Source organism: Formosa sediminum, assembly GCF_007197735.1.
GTDB classification, from domain to species: Bacteria; Bacteroidota; Bacteroidia; order Flavobacteriales; family Flavobacteriaceae; genus Formosa; species Formosa sediminum.
In genome coordinates, this window is record NZ_CP041637.1 from 2,893,801 (window position 1) to 2,912,042 (window position 18,242).

20 protein-coding genes are annotated in these 18,242 nt (G+C 30.6%); 10 read left to right on the plus strand and 10 right to left on the minus strand.

Annotation, left to right across the window (positions count from 1 at the left end; genetic code table 11):
• Positions 1–6 precede the first annotated feature (6 nt).
• Positions 7–300, minus strand: a complete 294-nt coding sequence (locus FNB79_RS12665; protein WP_246073274.1) for a DUF2752 domain-containing protein — start codon at positions 298–300, stop codon at positions 7–9.
• Positions 301–409: 109 nt separating this feature from the next.
• Here FNB79_RS12665 and FNB79_RS12670 point away from each other — a divergent pair, with 109 nt between their 5' ends.
• The gene (locus tag FNB79_RS12670; protein ID WP_143381655.1) at positions 410–607 is read left to right on the plus strand and encodes a hypothetical protein; all 198 of its coding nucleotides are present in this window, start codon (positions 410–412) and stop codon (positions 605–607) included.
• Positions 608–612: 5 nt separating this feature from the next.
• On the plus strand, positions 613–1,170 hold the full coding sequence (locus FNB79_RS12675) for a Smr/MutS family protein (protein WP_143381656.1): 558 nt from the start codon (positions 613–615) through the stop codon (positions 1,168–1,170).
• 83 nt (positions 1,171–1,253) lie between these two features.
• Here FNB79_RS12675 and FNB79_RS12680 read toward each other — a convergent pair whose 3' ends face one another.
• Positions 1,254–2,705: a TonB-dependent receptor gene (locus FNB79_RS12680; protein ID WP_143381657.1), complete on the minus strand. Its 1,452-nt coding sequence runs from the start codon at positions 2,703–2,705 to the stop codon at positions 1,254–1,256.
• Positions 2,706–2,804: 99 nt separating this feature from the next.
• On the opposite strand from FNB79_RS12680, the gene FNB79_RS12685 reads away from it, so the two are divergent.
• Together FNB79_RS12685 and FNB79_RS12690 are read left to right on the plus strand one after the other, a co-directional pair.
• A complete protein-coding gene (locus FNB79_RS12685) occupies positions 2,805–3,566 on the plus strand; it encodes an MBL fold metallo-hydrolase (RefSeq protein WP_143381658.1) in 762 nt (253 codons plus the stop codon).
• The gene (locus tag FNB79_RS12690; RefSeq protein WP_143381659.1) at positions 3,566–4,063 is read left to right on the plus strand and encodes a hydrolase; all 498 of its coding nucleotides are present in this window, start codon (positions 3,566–3,568) and stop codon (positions 4,061–4,063) included. The genes FNB79_RS12685 and FNB79_RS12690 overlap by 1 nt, the downstream gene beginning before the upstream one ends.
• 71 nt (positions 4,064–4,134) lie before the next feature.
• Here the strand turns inward: FNB79_RS12690 and FNB79_RS12695 are convergent, their stop codons facing one another.
• Genes FNB79_RS12695 through FNB79_RS12710 form a run of 4 tightly spaced genes read right to left on the minus strand, consistent with a single transcriptional unit; the run spans position 4,135 to position 8,332 of the window.
• Positions 4,135–4,785 (minus strand): alpha/beta hydrolase, encoded by a 651-nt coding sequence (locus tag FNB79_RS12695; RefSeq protein ID WP_143381660.1) that lies wholly within the window; start codon positions 4,783–4,785, stop codon positions 4,135–4,137.
• Positions 4,786–5,112: a hypothetical protein gene (locus FNB79_RS12700; RefSeq protein ID WP_143381661.1), complete on the minus strand. Its 327-nt coding sequence runs from the start codon at positions 5,110–5,112 to the stop codon at positions 4,786–4,788.
• The gene (locus FNB79_RS12705; protein WP_143381662.1) at positions 5,112–6,371 is read right to left on the minus strand and encodes a dihydroorotase; all 1,260 of its coding nucleotides are present in this window, start codon (positions 6,369–6,371) and stop codon (positions 5,112–5,114) included. The genes FNB79_RS12700 and FNB79_RS12705 overlap by 1 nt, the downstream gene beginning before the upstream one ends.
• Positions 6,368–8,332: a BatA domain-containing protein gene (locus tag FNB79_RS12710; protein WP_246073275.1), complete on the minus strand. Its 1,965-nt coding sequence runs from the start codon at positions 8,330–8,332 to the stop codon at positions 6,368–6,370. Before FNB79_RS12710 ends, FNB79_RS12705 begins: the two co-directional genes overlap by 4 nt.
• A gap of 140 nt (positions 8,333–8,472) precedes the next feature.
• Between FNB79_RS12710 and FNB79_RS12715 the strand changes: the two genes are divergently transcribed.
• The gene (locus FNB79_RS12715) at positions 8,473–10,368 is read left to right on the plus strand and encodes a M61 family metallopeptidase (protein WP_143381663.1); all 1,896 of its coding nucleotides are present in this window, start codon (positions 8,473–8,475) and stop codon (positions 10,366–10,368) included.
• Between the two features lie 59 nt (positions 10,369–10,427).
• Here the strand turns inward: FNB79_RS12715 and xerD are convergent, their stop codons facing one another.
• Entirely contained in the window at positions 10,428–11,324 is an 897-nt protein-coding gene (gene xerD, locus FNB79_RS12720) for a site-specific tyrosine recombinase XerD (RefSeq protein WP_143381664.1), read from the minus strand.
• A 122-nt stretch (positions 11,325–11,446) separates the two neighbouring features.
• Between xerD and FNB79_RS12725 the strand changes: the two genes are divergently transcribed.
• From FNB79_RS12725 to aroQ, 3 genes are all read left to right on the plus strand, one after another.
• On the plus strand, positions 11,447–12,037 hold the full coding sequence (locus FNB79_RS12725; RefSeq protein ID WP_143381665.1) for a hypothetical protein: 591 nt from the start codon (positions 11,447–11,449) through the stop codon (positions 12,035–12,037).
• Between the two features lie 102 nt (positions 12,038–12,139).
• Positions 12,140–12,688, plus strand: a complete 549-nt coding sequence (locus FNB79_RS12730) for a hypothetical protein (RefSeq protein ID WP_143381666.1) — start codon at positions 12,140–12,142, stop codon at positions 12,686–12,688.
• Positions 12,689–12,766: 78 nt separating this feature from the next.
• The gene (gene aroQ, locus FNB79_RS12735) at positions 12,767–13,183 is read left to right on the plus strand and encodes a type II 3-dehydroquinate dehydratase (protein ID WP_143381667.1); all 417 of its coding nucleotides are present in this window, start codon (positions 12,767–12,769) and stop codon (positions 13,181–13,183) included.
• 110 nt (positions 13,184–13,293) lie between these two features.
• Here aroQ and FNB79_RS12740 read toward each other — a convergent pair whose 3' ends face one another.
• A complete protein-coding gene (locus FNB79_RS12740) occupies positions 13,294–13,848 on the minus strand; it encodes a nitroreductase family protein (RefSeq protein ID WP_143381668.1) in 555 nt (184 codons plus the stop codon).
• Positions 13,849–14,147: 299 nt separating this feature from the next.
• Between FNB79_RS12740 and FNB79_RS12745 the strand changes: the two genes are divergently transcribed.
• The gene (locus tag FNB79_RS12745; RefSeq protein WP_143381669.1) at positions 14,148–14,786 is read left to right on the plus strand and encodes a porin family protein; all 639 of its coding nucleotides are present in this window, start codon (positions 14,148–14,150) and stop codon (positions 14,784–14,786) included.
• A 164-nt stretch (positions 14,787–14,950) separates the two neighbouring features.
• Here the strand turns inward: FNB79_RS12745 and lpdA are convergent, their stop codons facing one another.
• Positions 14,951–16,327: a dihydrolipoyl dehydrogenase gene (lpdA, locus tag FNB79_RS12750; protein ID WP_143381670.1), complete on the minus strand. Its 1,377-nt coding sequence runs from the start codon at positions 16,325–16,327 to the stop codon at positions 14,951–14,953.
• A gap of 115 nt (positions 16,328–16,442) precedes the next feature.
• Between lpdA and FNB79_RS12755 the strand changes: the two genes are divergently transcribed.
• Positions 16,443–17,732, plus strand: coding sequence for an NAD(P)/FAD-dependent oxidoreductase (locus FNB79_RS12755; protein WP_143381671.1), 1,290 nt, complete (start codon positions 16,443–16,445; stop codon positions 17,730–17,732).
• Here FNB79_RS12755 and msrB read toward each other — a convergent pair whose 3' ends face one another.
• The gene (gene msrB, locus FNB79_RS12760) at positions 17,733–18,209 is read right to left on the minus strand and encodes a peptide-methionine (R)-S-oxide reductase MsrB (protein ID WP_143381672.1); all 477 of its coding nucleotides are present in this window, start codon (positions 18,207–18,209) and stop codon (positions 17,733–17,735) included.
• Positions 18,210–18,242: the final 33 nt, after the last annotated feature.

Here is an 18,242-nt window from a genome sequence, read left to right on the forward strand (position 1 = left end):
AAAGTATTAAAGGTTAGTAGTTGAAAGTTTTATAATATAACTCATTACAATAATAACGATATTAATAATAAAAAGCCATTTTTTGATAGATTCTTGGTGTTTTAGTGTTTTAAAAGCATTTAAAAGTAAAAAAACACCCAACAAAATAAGGGTATATATTGCAGGATACATTTTAAACGCCGCAACAAAATTACCCTGATAAATTAAGGCCACAGCTCGTTGTAAACCACAACCTAAACAGTCGTAACCTAAATATTTTTTTGTTAAACATGGTAGCATGTAATCTTCTGGAGATAACATAAGTGTTGGGTTTGAATTACAAATATAGTATTATAAAGATGTAATTTATAGTGAAGATTTAGAAACTAAATTATATAAAATTGTAATTTTGAAAATTAAATTAAAATTTATGAAATCGTCCCAAACCTTAAATTATATATTTATTATATTCGGTATAATAGTATCTATGTACGCAAAAGTAGATGATGCAGAACATACTTACCTTTTAATTTTAGGCATTTGTAGTTTACTTTTTGGAGTGTTTAAAATTTCTCAAACCATACCAAGTAAAAAAGATCAAGAAGATAATTTAAATAGTGAAGATTAATAAAAATGGGATTTAAGAAAGGAGATACAGTTTCTGTTTTAGACGAAAATATGTCCGGAACAGTCTTAAAAATTTCAGGTAGTACGGTTTCCGTGGAAACTTCAGAAGGCTTTGTTTTAAATTTTGAGTCTCATGAACTTATTAAAATAAAAACAGACACTCAAATTGATGCACAACTTTTTAATGCGAGTTCTTTAAGTGAAGTTATTTCAGAAAAAGAAGAATATAAACCTAAAAAATCAGTACGAGTTAAACCCAAAGAGCGTTTTGAGCCTACTATGGAAGTAGATTTACATATCCATAACCTAACAAAATCTACTAAAAATATGGGTAATTACGATATGCTAACCCTTCAATTAGATACCGCAAAGCATAAATTAGAATACGCTATAAAACACAGAATACAAAAAATTGTATTTATTCATGGCGTAGGAGAAGGGGTTTTAAGAACAGAATTAGAATACCTTTTTAATCGCTACGATAATTTAAAATATTACGATGCTAATTATCAGAAATATGGTGTTGGTGCTACCGAAGTATATATTTTTCAGAATGTAAAATAAAATACAATTATTTTAAAACTTACAAAAAAAGCGAACACATTTCAAAAAATAAGTTCGCTTTCTATTTATATATAATGTAGGTATTATTTTTCTGTTCTTACATTATCCGGATTACAGCTAAATAATCGTTTTTGTTTAATTAAGTTGGCAATACCTTCAGGTAACATATTTTCCCAGCCTGGTTCATTGGTTGCTATTTTCTTGAGGACTTCTCTAGAAAATACAGAAAGAATCGTTGGATCGTAATCTGAAATATCTACAACTTTACCATTGTATTTAAAGAATTTATATAATTCTTTCATACGTGGGTGTACTTTTAGATTTTCACTATCTGTAATTTTACCATTTTCATCGGTCATTGGGTACAGATACACACGAAGATCTTTAAAGAATAATTTACCAAAGGCTTCTAAAATACCTCCACTTAAATGACGATAATATTTCTCATCAAAAATATCTATAAGGTTATTTACTCCCATGGCTAATCCCATACGGTTTTTAGAGTATTGTGAGAAGTATTCAACCAACTTATAATATTCTTGAAAATTGGAAATTAAAACCGTTTGTCCTAAAGAACATAATAGTTTAGCACGATCTAAGAAATCTTGTTCATCAATTTCACCTTCAGCCCTTAAATTGGATAATGTAATCTCAAAAATAACTTTTGTATTATTCTCATCAACTTTATTCTCTTTAATAAACATGTCGTACGACTTATGAAATAAATCCATGTTTACCTTAGTTACTGGTCTATAACTACCACGTAATGCTAAAATGTTTTTCTTATATAATACACGTGCTGGTAACACATTGTTTCCGTCCGGATCAAACATTACAGCATCTGTCATTCCATTTTTTACTAATTGTAAACTCATTAAACGGTTGTCTACATTTTCAAAAATTGGTCCAGAAAAATTAATGGTATCAATCTCTAATTGATCTTTATCTAAATGGTCGTATAAATATCGTAATAATTTTTTTGGTTCGTTATATTTATAAAATGCACCATAAATTAAGTTAGTTCCTAAAACACCAAGAGTTTCTTGTTGCAATCTAGCATCAGTCTCTTTAAATCTTAGGTGAAGTGTAATTTCGTTATATTCTTGATCTGGCTCGACTTGATAACGTATGCCAACCCAACCATGACCTTTAAATTGTTTTGCAAAATCAATAGTAGTAACTGTATTTGCAAATGAAAAAAACATTTTATTAGGATGTTTATCTCGTGTAATACGTTCTTCAATTAATTTAATTTCGTATTCAAGCATTTTCATCAAACGCGCCTCTGTTACATATCGGCCATCAGCTTCAACGCCATATACCGCATCACTAAAAGATTTGTCATAAGCAGACATCGCTTTTGCTATAGTTCCCGAGGCACCACCAGCTCTAAAAAAATGTCTAACGGTTTCTTGACCGGCCCCAATCTCTGCAAACGTACCATAAATGTTTTCATTTAAATTGATTCGAAGTGCTTTCGCCTTTAATGAAGGGATATCTTCAATCTTTTTGTCTCCTATCAGGGTGATTTCCATGTATAAATGTAGATTAGTATGTGTGTCTCATACAAAGGTATTAAATTAGCCTTCGAAACAAAAAAATAAGTCTATTTTTGTAGTAAATCTTTAACCGTTTTGAAAATTACTTTTTTAGGTACTGGAACATCTCAAGGCATCCCAATAATTGGTAGTAATCATCCCGTTTGTTTAAGTCAAGATCCTAAAGATAAACGACTACGCGTGTCGGCTTTAATTGAATGGGACGATTTTACATACGTTATTGATTGTGGTCCTGATTTTAGACAACAAATGCTAACTAATAACGTTCAAAAAATTGATGGAATCTTATTTACTCATGAACATGCCGATCATACTGCTGGTTTAGACGATATTAGACCCTTCTTTTTTAGACAAGGCGATATTGATATTTATGGACACAAACGTGTTTTAGATGGATTAGCTGTACGTTTTAATTATATATTTACTACCGAAAACAAATATCCAGGAGCTCCAAATGTTACCCCGCATAACATTATTAACGCTCCATTTAAACTTAAAAATTTAGATGTTGTTCCTATTAATGGAATGCACAATACACTACAAGTATTTGGATTTCGATTTAAAGATTTTGCGTATTTAACAGATATGAAAACTGTTGACGATGCTGAAATAGAAAAGCTTAAAGGTGTAAAAGTTTTAGTAGTAAATGCATTACGAAAAGAACCGCATATTTCTCATTTTAATCTTGAAGAAGCTTTAAATTTTATTTCTAAAGTAAATCCAGAACAAGCTTACTTAACACATATTAGTCATTTACTCGGTTTTCATGAAACTACCGAAAAAGAATTACCTGAAAATGTGTTTTTAGCCTACGACAACCTCCAAATAATTATATAATGAAGCAGAGAATTTTTATGTACCTCTTTATTTTTTCATTACTTCTAATTTTATTTCAATATGTAAATTCGAAGAATGTTTTTGAAGATGACATTAGAACTATTGAAAAAAGTAATGCAAGAGTAGAAACATTAACAGATTCTATTACGGTATTAGAAGATAAGATTTTTGAATTATCGCATTTTAATATTGAAAATAATGAAGATGCTATTACTTATTTTGAAAATAAAGGATTAAATGTAGATACCTTGATACCATTTATAAAAGATGCCATCTACAATAATAATGTAAAGGGAGGAAATCCTTTAATCCCTTATGCAGCAAACGAAGGAAAATCTATGTTAATAAATTCTATAAAAGTCTTAAACCATAAATGGTTAATTACTGATTTTTCTGATGGTATATTCTGGGGTGAATTACTTGTAAAATACGAAGTGATTAACCAGAATGAAGTTACTTTTGAAGTGATAGACTCCTTATTGTATCCGTTAAGATAATTGTATTACATATAAATTTAAAAGTCTCAATACATATAACTTATTGAGACTTTTTTTATTTAATTGTTAATCTAAATTAACTTAGATAACCATGTTTTAAAATCGTGAAAATTTTGAGGCGCTACACCATGTCCTACAGGATACTCATGATATTCATGCTTAATATGTAACCCATCTAACACAGCAGGTGTTTTTCTTGCCCAATCTACAGGTATTACCTGATCTACACTGCCATGTGAACAGAAAAAATTTAAATGCTTATAATCATCTGTATTGTGATTTGTAGGGATAATCGCAGAATTTATGTAACCACTTAAAGCTATAATATTATTAACTTTTTCAGGATAAGTTAAAGCTACAGCATAGCTTAAAATACTTCCTTGACTAAATCCTAAAAGTGTGACATTATCTTTATTTACAGGATAATGCTCAATCACTTCATCTATAAATGTTGCTATTAAATCTCTAGACGTTTTAGCTTGCTCGTCGTCACTCCATTTTCCGTTTTCTTCATCAAAATTAATAGCATACCAAGCGTTGCCATATGGTTGCATTGCAAAAGGTGCACGCACTGAAATTACATATAATTCTTGTGGTAATTCTGATGCAAATGCAAATAAATCGTTTTCATCGCTACCATAACCATGAAACATAATTAATAGGGGAGCGTTGGCCTTCAATGAAGAAGGTCTTGTTATGTGATATAAACTTAAATCTTTCATCTATCTAACGTTTCTAAACCATTCTTGAAAATATTCACCAATATATGGAACAAGTTTCTTTTGTCCCATTATTACATGGTAAAAAGCATAGAGCCAACAAGCAAAAGTTATAAACCAACATACAGTACCTAACCAACTATTTAAATATTTTTCTACAAGTTGAGAGATAGAAAGCATAATTACCAACCCTAACATTTGTCTGATATGAAATGAAGTAAATGTATTGCGTTTTTCAAGATTCATAATTATAGCAATAATTAATCCTACAAAAGTTAAATAACTAATTACGGCTAAATTTTTACCTTCATTAACGGTTTGTTTTATCATTATTTTGTGTTTAATACCAATTGGTTATTATTACATACTCCGTAGGTTTTTCCTTTTAATTTTTCGCCTTCAAAAATGGCGTTTTTGGATTTGGATATGATGTCTTGAGTTGTAAATATATATTGAGAATCTGGGTTAAATAAAGTTAAATTTGCAATATTCCCTACATTAATAGTTGTACTCTCTGCACCAAAACGCTGTTTTCCTTGAGTTAATAAAGCAATAGTTTGTTCTAGTGAAAATAAGTTATGTAATGCTCCAAAGGCACTTTCTAAACCTATAGTACCATAAGCAGCATAATCAAATTCTACTTTCTTTTCTTCAATATTTAACGGATTGTGATCGCTAGTAACCATATCGATAGTACCGTCTTTAACTCCAGCAAGTAATGCTTCTACATCACTGTTTATACGTAAAGGGGGTAACACCTTATAATGCGTATTAAACTCTTGTAAAACACTATCATTAAAGTATAAATTATGAATAGCTACACTACAACTAACATCTAATTGTTTTAATTTAGCTGCTCTAATAAGCGCTACAGATTTTGCTGTTGAGACCGTTGGAATGTGAAGTTTACCTCCAGTATATTCTAATAAAAACAAATCGCGAGCAATTTGCAATTCTTCGGCTAAAGCTGGTATACCTTTTAATCCTAAAGTGGTGCTGGTTATATGCTCATTCATCACACCTTTTCCAGCAATACCATTATCTTGAGGAAAAGAGCAAACTAATCCATTAAAATTACTTGCATATTGTAAGGCAATTTTCATGAGGTTTGCATTACTAATGGGCTTTTTATAATCGTAATATGCAACAGCTCCAGCAGTTTTCATGTCGTATAATTCTGCTAAATCTATACCATTACTTGCTTTGGTTAAAGCGCCAATTGGCAATACATTAACAGCGTGTCCTAATGCACGACTACTTACAAATGTAATATCACTATTAGAGTCTATAACAGGATTACTATTTGCATTTAATGCTACAGTAGTAAAACCAGAATACGCCGCAGTTTTTAATCCGTTAGCAATTGTTTCACGTTCTTCTAATCCAGGTTCACCAAAACTTACACTACTATCAAACCAACCTTGAGATACATGTAAATTGTCTAATGTAATTTCTTGATAATTGTTTGGATTTTCTAAAGAAGTTCCAATGTTGGAAATACTGCCTTGTTCTACTAAAATATCAAGAGTTTTATTGTGAAACTCACTGTTAGTATCAATAATAGTTGCAGATTTTATAAGTACGTTCATTTAAAATATTTTAAGATGAGCATTTCAAGCATCAAAAAGGCCAATGCAAAAATAATAAACCATTTCCATAGCTCGTTAATTTTTGTATTACTTTTTAAGGTATCAAAAAGACTCGGTATTGAGTTGCTAATAGTTACATGTTTAAGTGTAGAAATGTCCTGATATTCTAATTTACTTTCTTTTCGATCGTAATTAAAACTTATATTTTTAAGCGTTTCTAACTTGTTTTTTACACTATAAATACCAGCTTGTTCTGGATTATTTTGTGTAGTGATACTCACTTTTTTATTAAAGTATTGTTGCTGAGGAATAAAGTTTGTATTGGAATTCTCTATAGATAAAATTTCATCTTGATTTAGTGTAACATCAATATCAAAACTATTAAGATTACCAATGGTGTAAAACAATTTAGGATGTTGTAAACTTTGCATAGCCATTTTATAAAAAGTAGGAACTATAATAGCCCAATTTTTAAAATTTGACACGTCTGAATTTATAGGAGATGTAAACAAAAACAGATTAGAAAACTGCGTTAAAAATGGTGAACCATCTTCAAAACTTAAAGCCGCACTTCCGGCAGCTTCATTTACAGTATAAAACTGACTAACTTTTGGATATTGAAAATTTTGAACTTGTTTTTCAAATACATCATTTTTATAAATAGGATGCGAATAATTTATAGATGTAATACGTTTTTCAGAATTAAATAAGGTTTTATATCTGGTGTTATAATTAGCAAGTAAAGTACTATATGCACTTGTATTTAATTGAGTAGAAGGAATAACAATTAATGTTCCGCCTTGATCTGTGAACGTCTTTAATACATTAATTAAGCTGTTTGAAATGTCCTTAAGCTCATTTAAAATAATTGTATGCTGCGTTTCAATACTATTATAATTAAGGTTTTGTGCAGATGTAGACGTGAAATTAAATTCGTCTGGAGTAAAAATTTTACTCAAAAAAGCATCGTCGCTTTCACTAATACTTAATACATTAAGTTTAGAAGGTGTATTAATATTAAAATATAACGTATTGTCAAATTGTAAACCAGAATCTTCAATACTAAAAACACCATTTATCACAGTTTTACTAGGAATGGTAAATTGAGTTTCTGCTTGTTCTACAATCGATACTGCAGATTTTGCTATTAATTTATCATTATTATGTAATGCAATCGATACATTTTCTACAGGTTCGCCATAATTTTTTAAGGTTAAAGTTAATTCTGTTTGTAACGGATCACTCTTAGAAATATATACACTATCTAAAGCAATATTATTAGTATTAGTTGGTGTAAGTTTAACTAAATTAACCTGAATTAATGTGTCTTCAGGAATTGAAAAAGGAGACTCTAACTGTTGAAAATCTGATATAAAAACAAGTTGTTTTTGTGTGGCAGATGTGTTGCTAAATAATGATTTACTTTTTAACACAGCAGCGTTATAAGACAAAGGATTTGTTGTATAAGAGAGCTGTAACAAATCATTTTGTATGGCATTTATAGTGGTGTTTTTATACACCGCATCATGGGTTACTAAGGTGATCGTTTTATTAAAATCTGTTTCTAAAATTAAATCCTGTATAGCACGATCAAACAAATTACCTTGCGGCCCACGTTGTTGTAAACTAAACGAGTTATCTAAAAAAACTACAGTTTCTTTCGCACTATTTATAGTGTTTTTTTTGGATGTAAAAGGCTGAGAAAAAGCTAATATAGCACACGCAAGTAAAAGTAACCGTGTAAGTAAAAGTAACCATTTTTTTAATTGTGAACTTTTACGTGTTTGTTGTGAAATTGTTTTTAAAATGGCAACATTTGTAAAAGCCTCTATTTTAAATCTACGAAGCTGAAATAAATGAATAATAATAGGAATAATTAATAAAAAAAGAGCGTAAAGAAGTTCTGGGTGTTTAAACTGCATTCCTAAAATATGTTTGTCAAAGATACTAATTGCAGACATAATTAATAATAAAAATTTAAAATTCAATTAAAAACTTAATCGGTCTCTGTTTATCATATATTCTTTTAACAAAAAGTTATATTGTTTTTTTGTAACAGATTGTAATTTTGAAATACCAATAAAGAAAACAAATAAAATTCATGAAAAATCAATTTATGGCTTTAGCCTTTGCAAGTGTGGTACTTGTAGGTTGCGGCTCGACTAAAAAAGTGTCTAAGAATGATGCAGCAGAAACCACACCAATTGCAACCTCTATTAACCTTACTAAAGTTGTAAACGACAAAGCTCCAGTTACTATAAATCCAGGACGTTTTACTCAAGATACAGTAATTTATAGATTACCACGTGTTGTACAAGGAACTTATTCTGTTAGTGACTTTGGGAAATATATTGACGATTTTAAAGCATTTAACTACGATGGTGTAGAAATTCCTACTGAAAAAATAGATGTAAATTCTTGGGCTATAGCAAATGCAACAAATCTAGATTATATTACCTATTATGTTAACGACACTTTTGATATTGAAGAAAAAGGTGGAATAGGAGGAGAACAACCATTTTCACCTTCAGGTACAAATATAGAGCCGGACAACTATGTTTTAAATTTACACGGTTTTATAGGGTATTTCGATTCTTTAAAGAAAAACCAATATACGTTAGATGTTACTGCTCCAGAAGATTTTAAACGTACGTCTGCATTACAAAAAACAAATGAAGCACTAAGTGAAGATGGAAGCATTGTAACAACCAGCTATGTGGCACCTAGATATTTTGATATTACAGATAACCCAATGATGTATGGTAATCTAGATGTAGAAGAGTTTCAGGTAGGAGATATTAAAGTAGTTTTAAGTGTATATTCTCCAACAAAAGCCCATACTGCTAAAAAATTACGCCAAACAATGGAGAAAATGATGCAAGCTCAAAAAACATTTTTAGGCGATATTAATACCACGTCGCGGTATGATATTTACTTGTATTTAGCAGGCGAAGGAGAAGATCAACCTAAAGGATTTGGTGCCCTAGAACACAATACTTCTACAGTTGTGGTTTTACAAGAAGCTTCTTCTGAAGCAGCTTTAGACGACAGTATGATAGATGTAGTCTCTCACGAGTTTTTTCACATTGTAACGCCTTTAAGTGTGCATTCTGAAGATGTACATTATTTTGATTATAACACACCTACATTCTCTAAACATTTATGGATGTATGAAGGAATAACAGAATATTTTGCTACACTATTTCAAGTTACAGAAGGCCTAGTAGACGAAACTGAATTTTACTCTACATTAATGGATAAAATAGGAATGTCGTTACGCATGGACGATACTATGAGTTTTACCAAAATGAGTGAAAACGTTATTGAAGAACCTTATGCTTCTAACTATTATAACGTATATCAAAAAGGTGCTTTAATAGGTATGTGTTTAGATATTATAATGAGAGAAGAAAGTAACGGACAACGTAGTGTATTATCTTTAATGAAAGAATTGTCTATGAAATATGGAAAAAACAAACCATTTAATGACGATACTATTATTGATGAAATTACAGCAATGACGTATCCAGCTGTAGGTGAGTTTTTAAAAACACACGTTCAAGGTACAACACCAATAGATTATAATGTATATTTTAATAAAGTTGGTTTAATACAAGCAGATGGTAAAGTTGAAACTAACTTTTTATTAAATAATGGTAATTTAATTCTTGGAGGCGATCCAATTAAAAAAACTATATTCTTTAGCGAATTAGTAAAAGATAATAGCTTCTGGAACGATTTAGGTGTACAACCAAATGATGTTATTAAAAGTATAAATGGTGAAGACATGACCATTACTAATGCTAACGATATACTTATGAAAACAATTTCTATGCAAGAAGGAGAACCAATTACTGTGGTTTTAGATAGAAATGGAGAAGAAGTAATTGTTAAAAGTAATTTAACTACATCTTATACTACCGGAAAATTATTAAAACCAAATCCAGAAGCAACTGCAAAACAAATAGAATTGCGTAAAGCATGGTTAAAAAAATAATTAACAAAACATATTAATTTGTTACAACAAAAAGGTTCAGGTGTACATCTGAACCTTTTTTATTTTCTAGGATGAAATTTTTCAACAACTTCGGTTAAATGCTTTTTATCTAAATGCACATAAATTTCGGTAGTTGTAATACTCTCATGTCCTAATAACAGTTGAATTGATCTTAAATCGGCATTGTTTTGAAGTAAATGTGTAGCAAAAGAATGTCTAAAGGTATGAGGCGAAATGTTTTTATTCAGATTTATTTTTATTGCTAGCTGTTTAATTATCGTAAATATCATAGCACGCGTAAGTTGTCTGCCTCTTCGGTTTAAAAACACAGTATCTTCATGTCCAGTTTGTATGTTTAAATGCGATCGAACCTGTTCAATATATATTGTAATGTATTTAATTGTGGATGCAACTATAGGTACAAAACGCTGTTTATCTCCTTTACCAGTAACCTGTATAAATCCTTCATCAAAATACAAATCAGACAATTTTAAATGTGTTAATTCGCTTACACGTAAACCACAACTGTATAATGTTTCTAGCATGGCCCGATTACGCTCACCTTCATTAGTCGACAAGTCTATTGCTCCAATTAAATCATCTATATCTTTTTCACTTAATGTGTCCGGTAACTTCCTTCCAATTTTTGGAGTTTCAATCAATTCTAATGGATTATCAGTTCGGTAATCTTCAAAAACTAAATAATCAAAAAAACTACGAAGTCCAGAAATTAAACGAGCTTGAGATCGTGCATTTAAGTGTTTTGCGGCGTTGTAAACAAATTCTTGAATAATATTTGGTGTAATTTTAATAGGCGAAATGTTAATAACTTTATCTTCTAAATATGTTATTAATTTCTTTACATCTAGCCCATAACTATGCACAGAATTAGTTGATAATCCGCGTTCTATCCTTAAGAATAATAGGTAATCTTTTAATGCAGTTTCCCATTTCATGGTATAAATATATAATATTATATAAAATTGTTAATTAATATTTTAATACAAATAGTGCAGTTTAACGATAATTTCGTACCTTTAATCGTCCTAAATATATTAATTAATAACATCTACTTATTATGAGACGAGAAATTGTTACTGCAATAATTCTTTTAGTTTTCGTGTGTAAAAGTTTTGCACAACCTTTAGGTTTTGAAAATACATTATTTAATTTTGATCGATGGAAACCAGCTGCAGCAACAGCAGTTTTTACAGGAAGAAATGTACAAGAAGGGCTGAACTTAGGAGCAAGCTTGGCTATACCATTAAACGCTGCAAGTAATGTAGTGTCTACAGGTATATTATTAGATGCAAATTATTTATACCAAGCTCATAGAAACATTAGTATTGGGCTAGCATCTGGGTATGGTATTTATTTTGCTAAAGATGATAACCAAAGTTGGGGACCAATAACTAAAAACAGAGATTTTAGGTATATTCCAGTTGCAGCTGCTACTAGAGTAGCTATTTTAAATGGTTTTGTAATTGGTACAGATTTAGGTTATGCTTTTGGTTTAAGTGAAAACTGGGATGGAGGTTTTTATTTTAAACCCATTTTTGGATATAATATTTGTGAAGCCTTTCAGCTTAATATTTCATATTCAGGAATTTCGAATAATTGGACATGGTCTGCAGCAAGTTTAGGTTTTACGATTAATTTTAATAGTTAATGAATAGTATAAAAATGATTATATCATAATAAAATACTATTTTTAAGCACTAAAAAACCTTAAAAGATCAGGTTAAAAGTATTAATAAATAACTAATTAATTATGAAAAAGAACTACTTCACGCTATTGTTAATTGTTTTTGTATCAATTAGTGCTTTTGCTCAAACTGTTGTAAGAAAAACAACCACTTACAGAGCATTACCAACAGGACACTCAGGGTTAAATATTGGTGCTAGTTTTATGTTACCTGTTTACGAATTGAATGATTATGCTTCTGCAGGATTCTCAGCAGATATTAATTATTTATTGCCTGTTGCTCCATTATTAAATATGGGTATTGCTTCCGGTTATGGTGTAGTATATAATGACACCGATTATTTACTAGATTTTTATGAAAAAGAAGATGCACAATTTATTCCTATTGCCTTAGCAACACGTTATGTACCTTCTGCCCAAATTGAATTTGGAGCAGATTTTGGATATGCTATTGGTGTAAGCGATCAGTTTAATGGAGGTTTTTATTACAAACCTATGATTGGTTTTAATTTAAACGATATGATTCAATTGAATCTTTCATATACTGGTGTAAGCAACAACAGTTGGATTACTTGGTCGACACTTAACTTCGGGTTTATGTTTAATGTAAACTAAACCAAACAAAATATATTTTTAAAGGCGAAATTAAATATTCGCCTTTTTTTATGCTATATTCTTTTATACTTTTACTTTATGAAAAAAATTTTAATATTAAACGGTCCCAATTTAAATTTATTAGGAAAACGTGAACCTGAAATATATGGTAGTTTAACGTTTACTGATTTCTTTGAAAGTATTAAAAAAAAATATAATACAGTAGAATTATCATATTTTCAATCAAATATAGAAGGAGAACTTATTAATAAAATTCATGAAGTTGGATTTAGTTACGATGGTATTGTGCTCAATGCTGCGGCTTATACACACACTTCTGTAGCACTTGGTGATGCTATTAAAGGTATTGAAACACCTGTTATTGAAGTCCATATTTCTAACACCTTTTCTAGAGAAACTTTCAGACATCATTCTTACATTTCTGCGGTTGCAAAGGGAGTTATAGTTGGTTTTGGTTTAAAAAGTTATGAGTTAGCCATTCAAAGTTTTTTATAAATTATAAATTAAAATTAGAAGCACAAAAATAAAGCCCATCTAAAATAGATTTGCACACATTATTATTAATTACAATTTAAAAGATATTACAAGACGTGTACTAAATACAATTACAACCATTCTACTTTATCATCTATGGCATTGGGCTCACGTTTTGGAGCACTCCCTTCATAATGTCCCAAAAATAAAAATCCAAGACATTTTTCGTTATCTTCAAGATGAAAAAACTCATCCATAAAACCTATTAATCCAGGAGAACTCCAATAAGCTCCTAAACCTAAATTGGTTGCAGTAAGCCACATATTTTGAACGGCCATAGCTGTAGCGGCAACTTCTTCCCATTCAGGAATACTTTCTTCAGGATCTCTAGCCATACAAATAGCAATTATACCCCCTGCATTTTTAAAATTTCGTTGAATTTTATTGTATTTAAATTCTGAAAATTTATCGGTTGTCGCTTTAAATTTATTAGACAAAAATACACCTAACTCATTTTTTTTATCGCCTTGTAATACCTTAAAACGCCAAGGCTCTGTACGTTTGTGTGTAGGTGCCCAATTAGCCGCATTTAACAATTCTAAAATAACAGTTTTAGAAATAGGTTTATCAATATATTGATTTGGAAAAACAGAACGTCTGTTTTGTATGATGTCTTTTAAATTCATTATTATGTTTTTTTTTCAAAAGTAAGAACTAGTATTGATTTTATACTAAAAACACATTACAGATTGTATCTATAATACGCTGTTTAAGAAAATTTATTAAAAAAATAAATGATGATAATTTGTTCAATTTTATTGAAAGCGTTAACAATTGTAGCAAAAGAGTTGATGGGGAAATTTAATTTTTCCGATTGATTTTTAGATCATTTTAAGAACTTGTTAATTTGCTGTTAACCCTTATTGTTAGCTGCTTTTTGACTTATAGATTTGTTCTTATAACTCATAAAAAAACAATCAAAAAGATGAAAAATTTAATTGCATTTACAGTAGTATTTTTATTAGCATTTACATCAGTTAATGCTCAATCAGATTCTAAAGCATTTCAAATAGGAGCTAAAGCTGGAGTTAATTTTTCCAAGTTAACTGGCGATGATTTTGATGATGTTGATTCACGAACAAGTTTTAATGTTGGTTTACTTGCAGAAGTCCCAATTTCTGAACGTGTATCTTTTCAACCAGAAGTTTTTTATTCTGGTCAAGGTTTCGATGTGTTAGAAAGAGACCAAGATAATATTTTTGACACAGACGATAATGTGGAATATCAATTAGATTATATTCAAGTTCCATTATTACTAAAAGTATATTTAGTTGAAGGATTGAGTGTAGAAGCAGGACCACAATTTGGATTTAAAGTTCATGAAGAATTTGATAGTGAACCTAATTCTGATAATGGTGATTTAGAAATAGACAGTGACGATTCTTATGTAAAAGATTTTGATACTAGTCTAGCCTTTGGTACATCTTATAAGTTTGACAGTGGAGTCTTTTTAAGTGCACGTTATACGTTAGGTTTAACAAATATCTTTGAAGACGATACTCTTTTTGAAGATGTAGATGGTAAGAATGATGTTTGGCAATTTGGTGTAGGATATATGTTTTAAACCTCAAAACATACCCTCACAAAAAAAGTCTCAGAATTATCTGAGACTTTTTTTATATCATAATGTAAACATTGCCTATGATTTTAAAGCAGCTATAAAAAAAGGTGATTTGCACATAGTACAAATCACCTTTTATAAATACGTATATAAAAATAAGTTATAGATTAGATATGTATAACTTCATCATAAGCAGCAGCAACAGCTTCCATAACGGCTTCACTCATTGTTGGGTGAGGGTGAATTGCTTTTAATACTTCATGACCTGTAGTTTCTAATTTACGACCTAAAACAGCTTCAGCAATCATATCGGTAACACCTGCACCAATCATGTGGCAGCCTAACCATTCACCATATTTAGCATCAAAAATCACTTTTACAAAACCATCTTTATTACCAGCAGCACTTGCTTTACCAGAGGCTGAGAAAGGGAATTTACCAACTTTAATATCGTAACCTTGTTCTTTAGCTTTCTTTTCTGTTAAACCAACACTAGCAATCTCTGGAGATGCATATGTACACCCAGGAATGTTACCATAGTCTATTGGTTCAACATGCATACCTGCAATTTTTTCAACACATAAAATACCTTCAGCAGAAGCTACGTGAGCTAAAGCTTGACCTGGAGTAATATCTCCAATAGCGTAATAGCCTGGAACATTGGTTTGGTAATAATCGTTTACTAAAACTTTATCACGATCTACAGCAATACCTACATCTTCTAAACCAATATTTTCAATATTAGTTTTAATTCCCACTGCAGAAAGAATAATATCAGCTTCTAATACTTCTTCTCCTTTACCCGTTTTTACTGTAGCTTTAACACCATCTCCAGAAGTATCTATAGTTGTAACTTCTGCAGATGTCATTACATTAATTCCAATTTTCTTGAAAGAACGTTCTAATTGTTTAGAAACATCTTCATCTTCAACAGGAACAATATTTGGTAAATATTCTACTATTGTTACTTCAGTACCCATAGAGTTGTAGAAGTAAGCAAATTCAACTCCAATAGCACCAGATCCAACAACAATCATTTTCTTAGGTTGTTCAGGCAAAGTCATAGCTTGTCTGTATCCTATAACTTTTTTGCCATCTTGTGGTAAATTAGGTAATTCACGAGAACGTGCACCTGTAGCTATAATAATATGGTCTGCGCTATATTCAGTACCATCTACATCAATTTTTTTGCCTGGTTTTAATGTTCCGTATCCTTCAATGACATCAATTTTATTTTTTTTCATTAAAAATTGAATTCCTTTACTCATGCCATCAGCAACACCACGGCTACGCTTAACAACAGCATTAAAATCTTTGTCGTATTCTTTAACAGACAAGCCGTAATCTTCTGCATGTTTTAAATATTCGAATACTTGAGCTGACTTTAAAAGGGCTTTAGTAGGAATACATCCCCAATTTAGGCAAACCCCACCTAAGTTTTCTTTTTCTACTATAGCAGTTTTAAAACCTAATTGAGACGCTCTAATAGCGGTTACGTAGCCTCCAGGACCACTTCCAAGAACAATAATATCGTATTTACTCATGATTAATTCATTAAATCGTTTAATGCTACGAATTTACGAAACCTAATCCGAATAATGAATTTAGATAGGTAAAAAAATAGATCTTTTGTTACCTTTGTTTTGTAAGTAACTATATATGAATATAAAAAGAATAAGTAATCCGCGTATTGTTATTATTGGCGGAGGTTTTGCTGGAGTTTCTTTAGCAAAAGTATTATCTAAACAAGACGTACAAGTAGTACTACTAGACAAACATAATTATCATAATTTTCAACCTTTACTTTATCAAGTTTCAACGGGTGGATTAGAGCCTGACTCTATTGCGTATCCCATTCGTAAAATTCTTCAAAACTATTCTAATTTTCAGTTTAGACTAGCAAATGTGTTAGAAATTGATCCGAAGAATAACAAGGTTATTACAGATATAGGGTTGCTTAAATATGATTACTTGGTTATTGCTTCGGGATCTGAAACTAATTATTTTGGAAATACATCTATTGAGACCAATAGCATGTCTATGAAAACAATACCACAAGCCTTAAATTTAAGAAGTTTAATATTAGAAAATTTTGAAGAAGCGCTATTAACATCTGATTTACAAGAACGTAATGCCTTAATGAATTTTGTAATTGTTGGTGCAGGACCAACAGGCGTAGAGCTTGCTGGTGCTTTAGCAGAAATTAAAAAAGGGATACTTCCTAAAGATTATCCTGATTTAGACACTCGTCTAGCACAAATTAATTTAGTTCAATCTGGAAATCGCATTTTAAAAGAAATGAGCGAGGAAGCTTCAAAAAAAGCTGAAGCTTTTTTAGAAAAATTGGGTGTAAATGTTTGGAAAAATACACGGGTATCTAATTACGACGGAAAAGTAGTTACAACCAATACTGATGTTGTGTTTGAAACCGCTACTATGATTTGGGCTGCTGGTGTAAAAGGCGCCAATATAAAAGGTATTGAAGGCGCAGATTTAGTGTCTAGGAGTAATAGAATTATTGTAAACGAATTTAATCAATTAAAAACTTACTCAAACATTTTTGCTATTGGAGATGTGGCTCAAATAGAAACCGAAGCGACTCCATACGGATACCCAATGATGGCCCAACCTGCCATCCAACAAGGAAAACAATTAGGCCATAATTTAAAACGCTTGTTGGAAGGTTTACCTTTAGAACCTTTTAAATATAAAGATAAAGGTGCAATGGCAACTGTAGGAAGAAATAAAGCTGTGGTAGATTTACCAAAGTATAAATTTCAGGGTGTTTTTGCTTGGTTTGTATGGATGTTTGTACACCTTTTCTTTTTAATCGGATTTAGAAACAGAATGATCGTATTTGTTAATTGGGTGTATAATTATATCCGTTTTGATAGAGAAGCACGATTAATTATACGTCCATTTAAAAAGAAATTAAAATCTGATGAATGATTAAGACTCTGGTATAAACTTAATCGCAGCACCATTAATACAATGTCTTTTTCCTGTAGTTTTTCTTGGTCCGTCATTAAACACATGTCCTAAATGACCACCACAGGTCGCACAATGTTCTTCAATGCCGTACATACCGCCACCGCCTTCAGAGAAAAGCACATTTCCTTTTATATAATTGTCAAAACTTGGCCAGCCTGTACCTGAATCAAATTTTGCATCACTGTTAAATAAAGGTGTATCGCAAGCTGCGCAAACATAGATACCATCTTCATAAATTTTATTTATCGGACTTGTAAAAGGTTGTTCTGTGCCTTCTTGTCTTAAAACACGATATTGTAATGGAGTAAGTTGTGCTTTCCATTCAGCTTCTGTTTTTACAACTTTATACGATGTGTCTTTGGATTCTTTTTTTTGAGAAAATCCATTGCAAGAAAAAAGACTAAAAGCTAAACATAAAATTAAAATGGGTTTCATAGTACAAATGTTTTTTTAATTGTCGTTTTATAT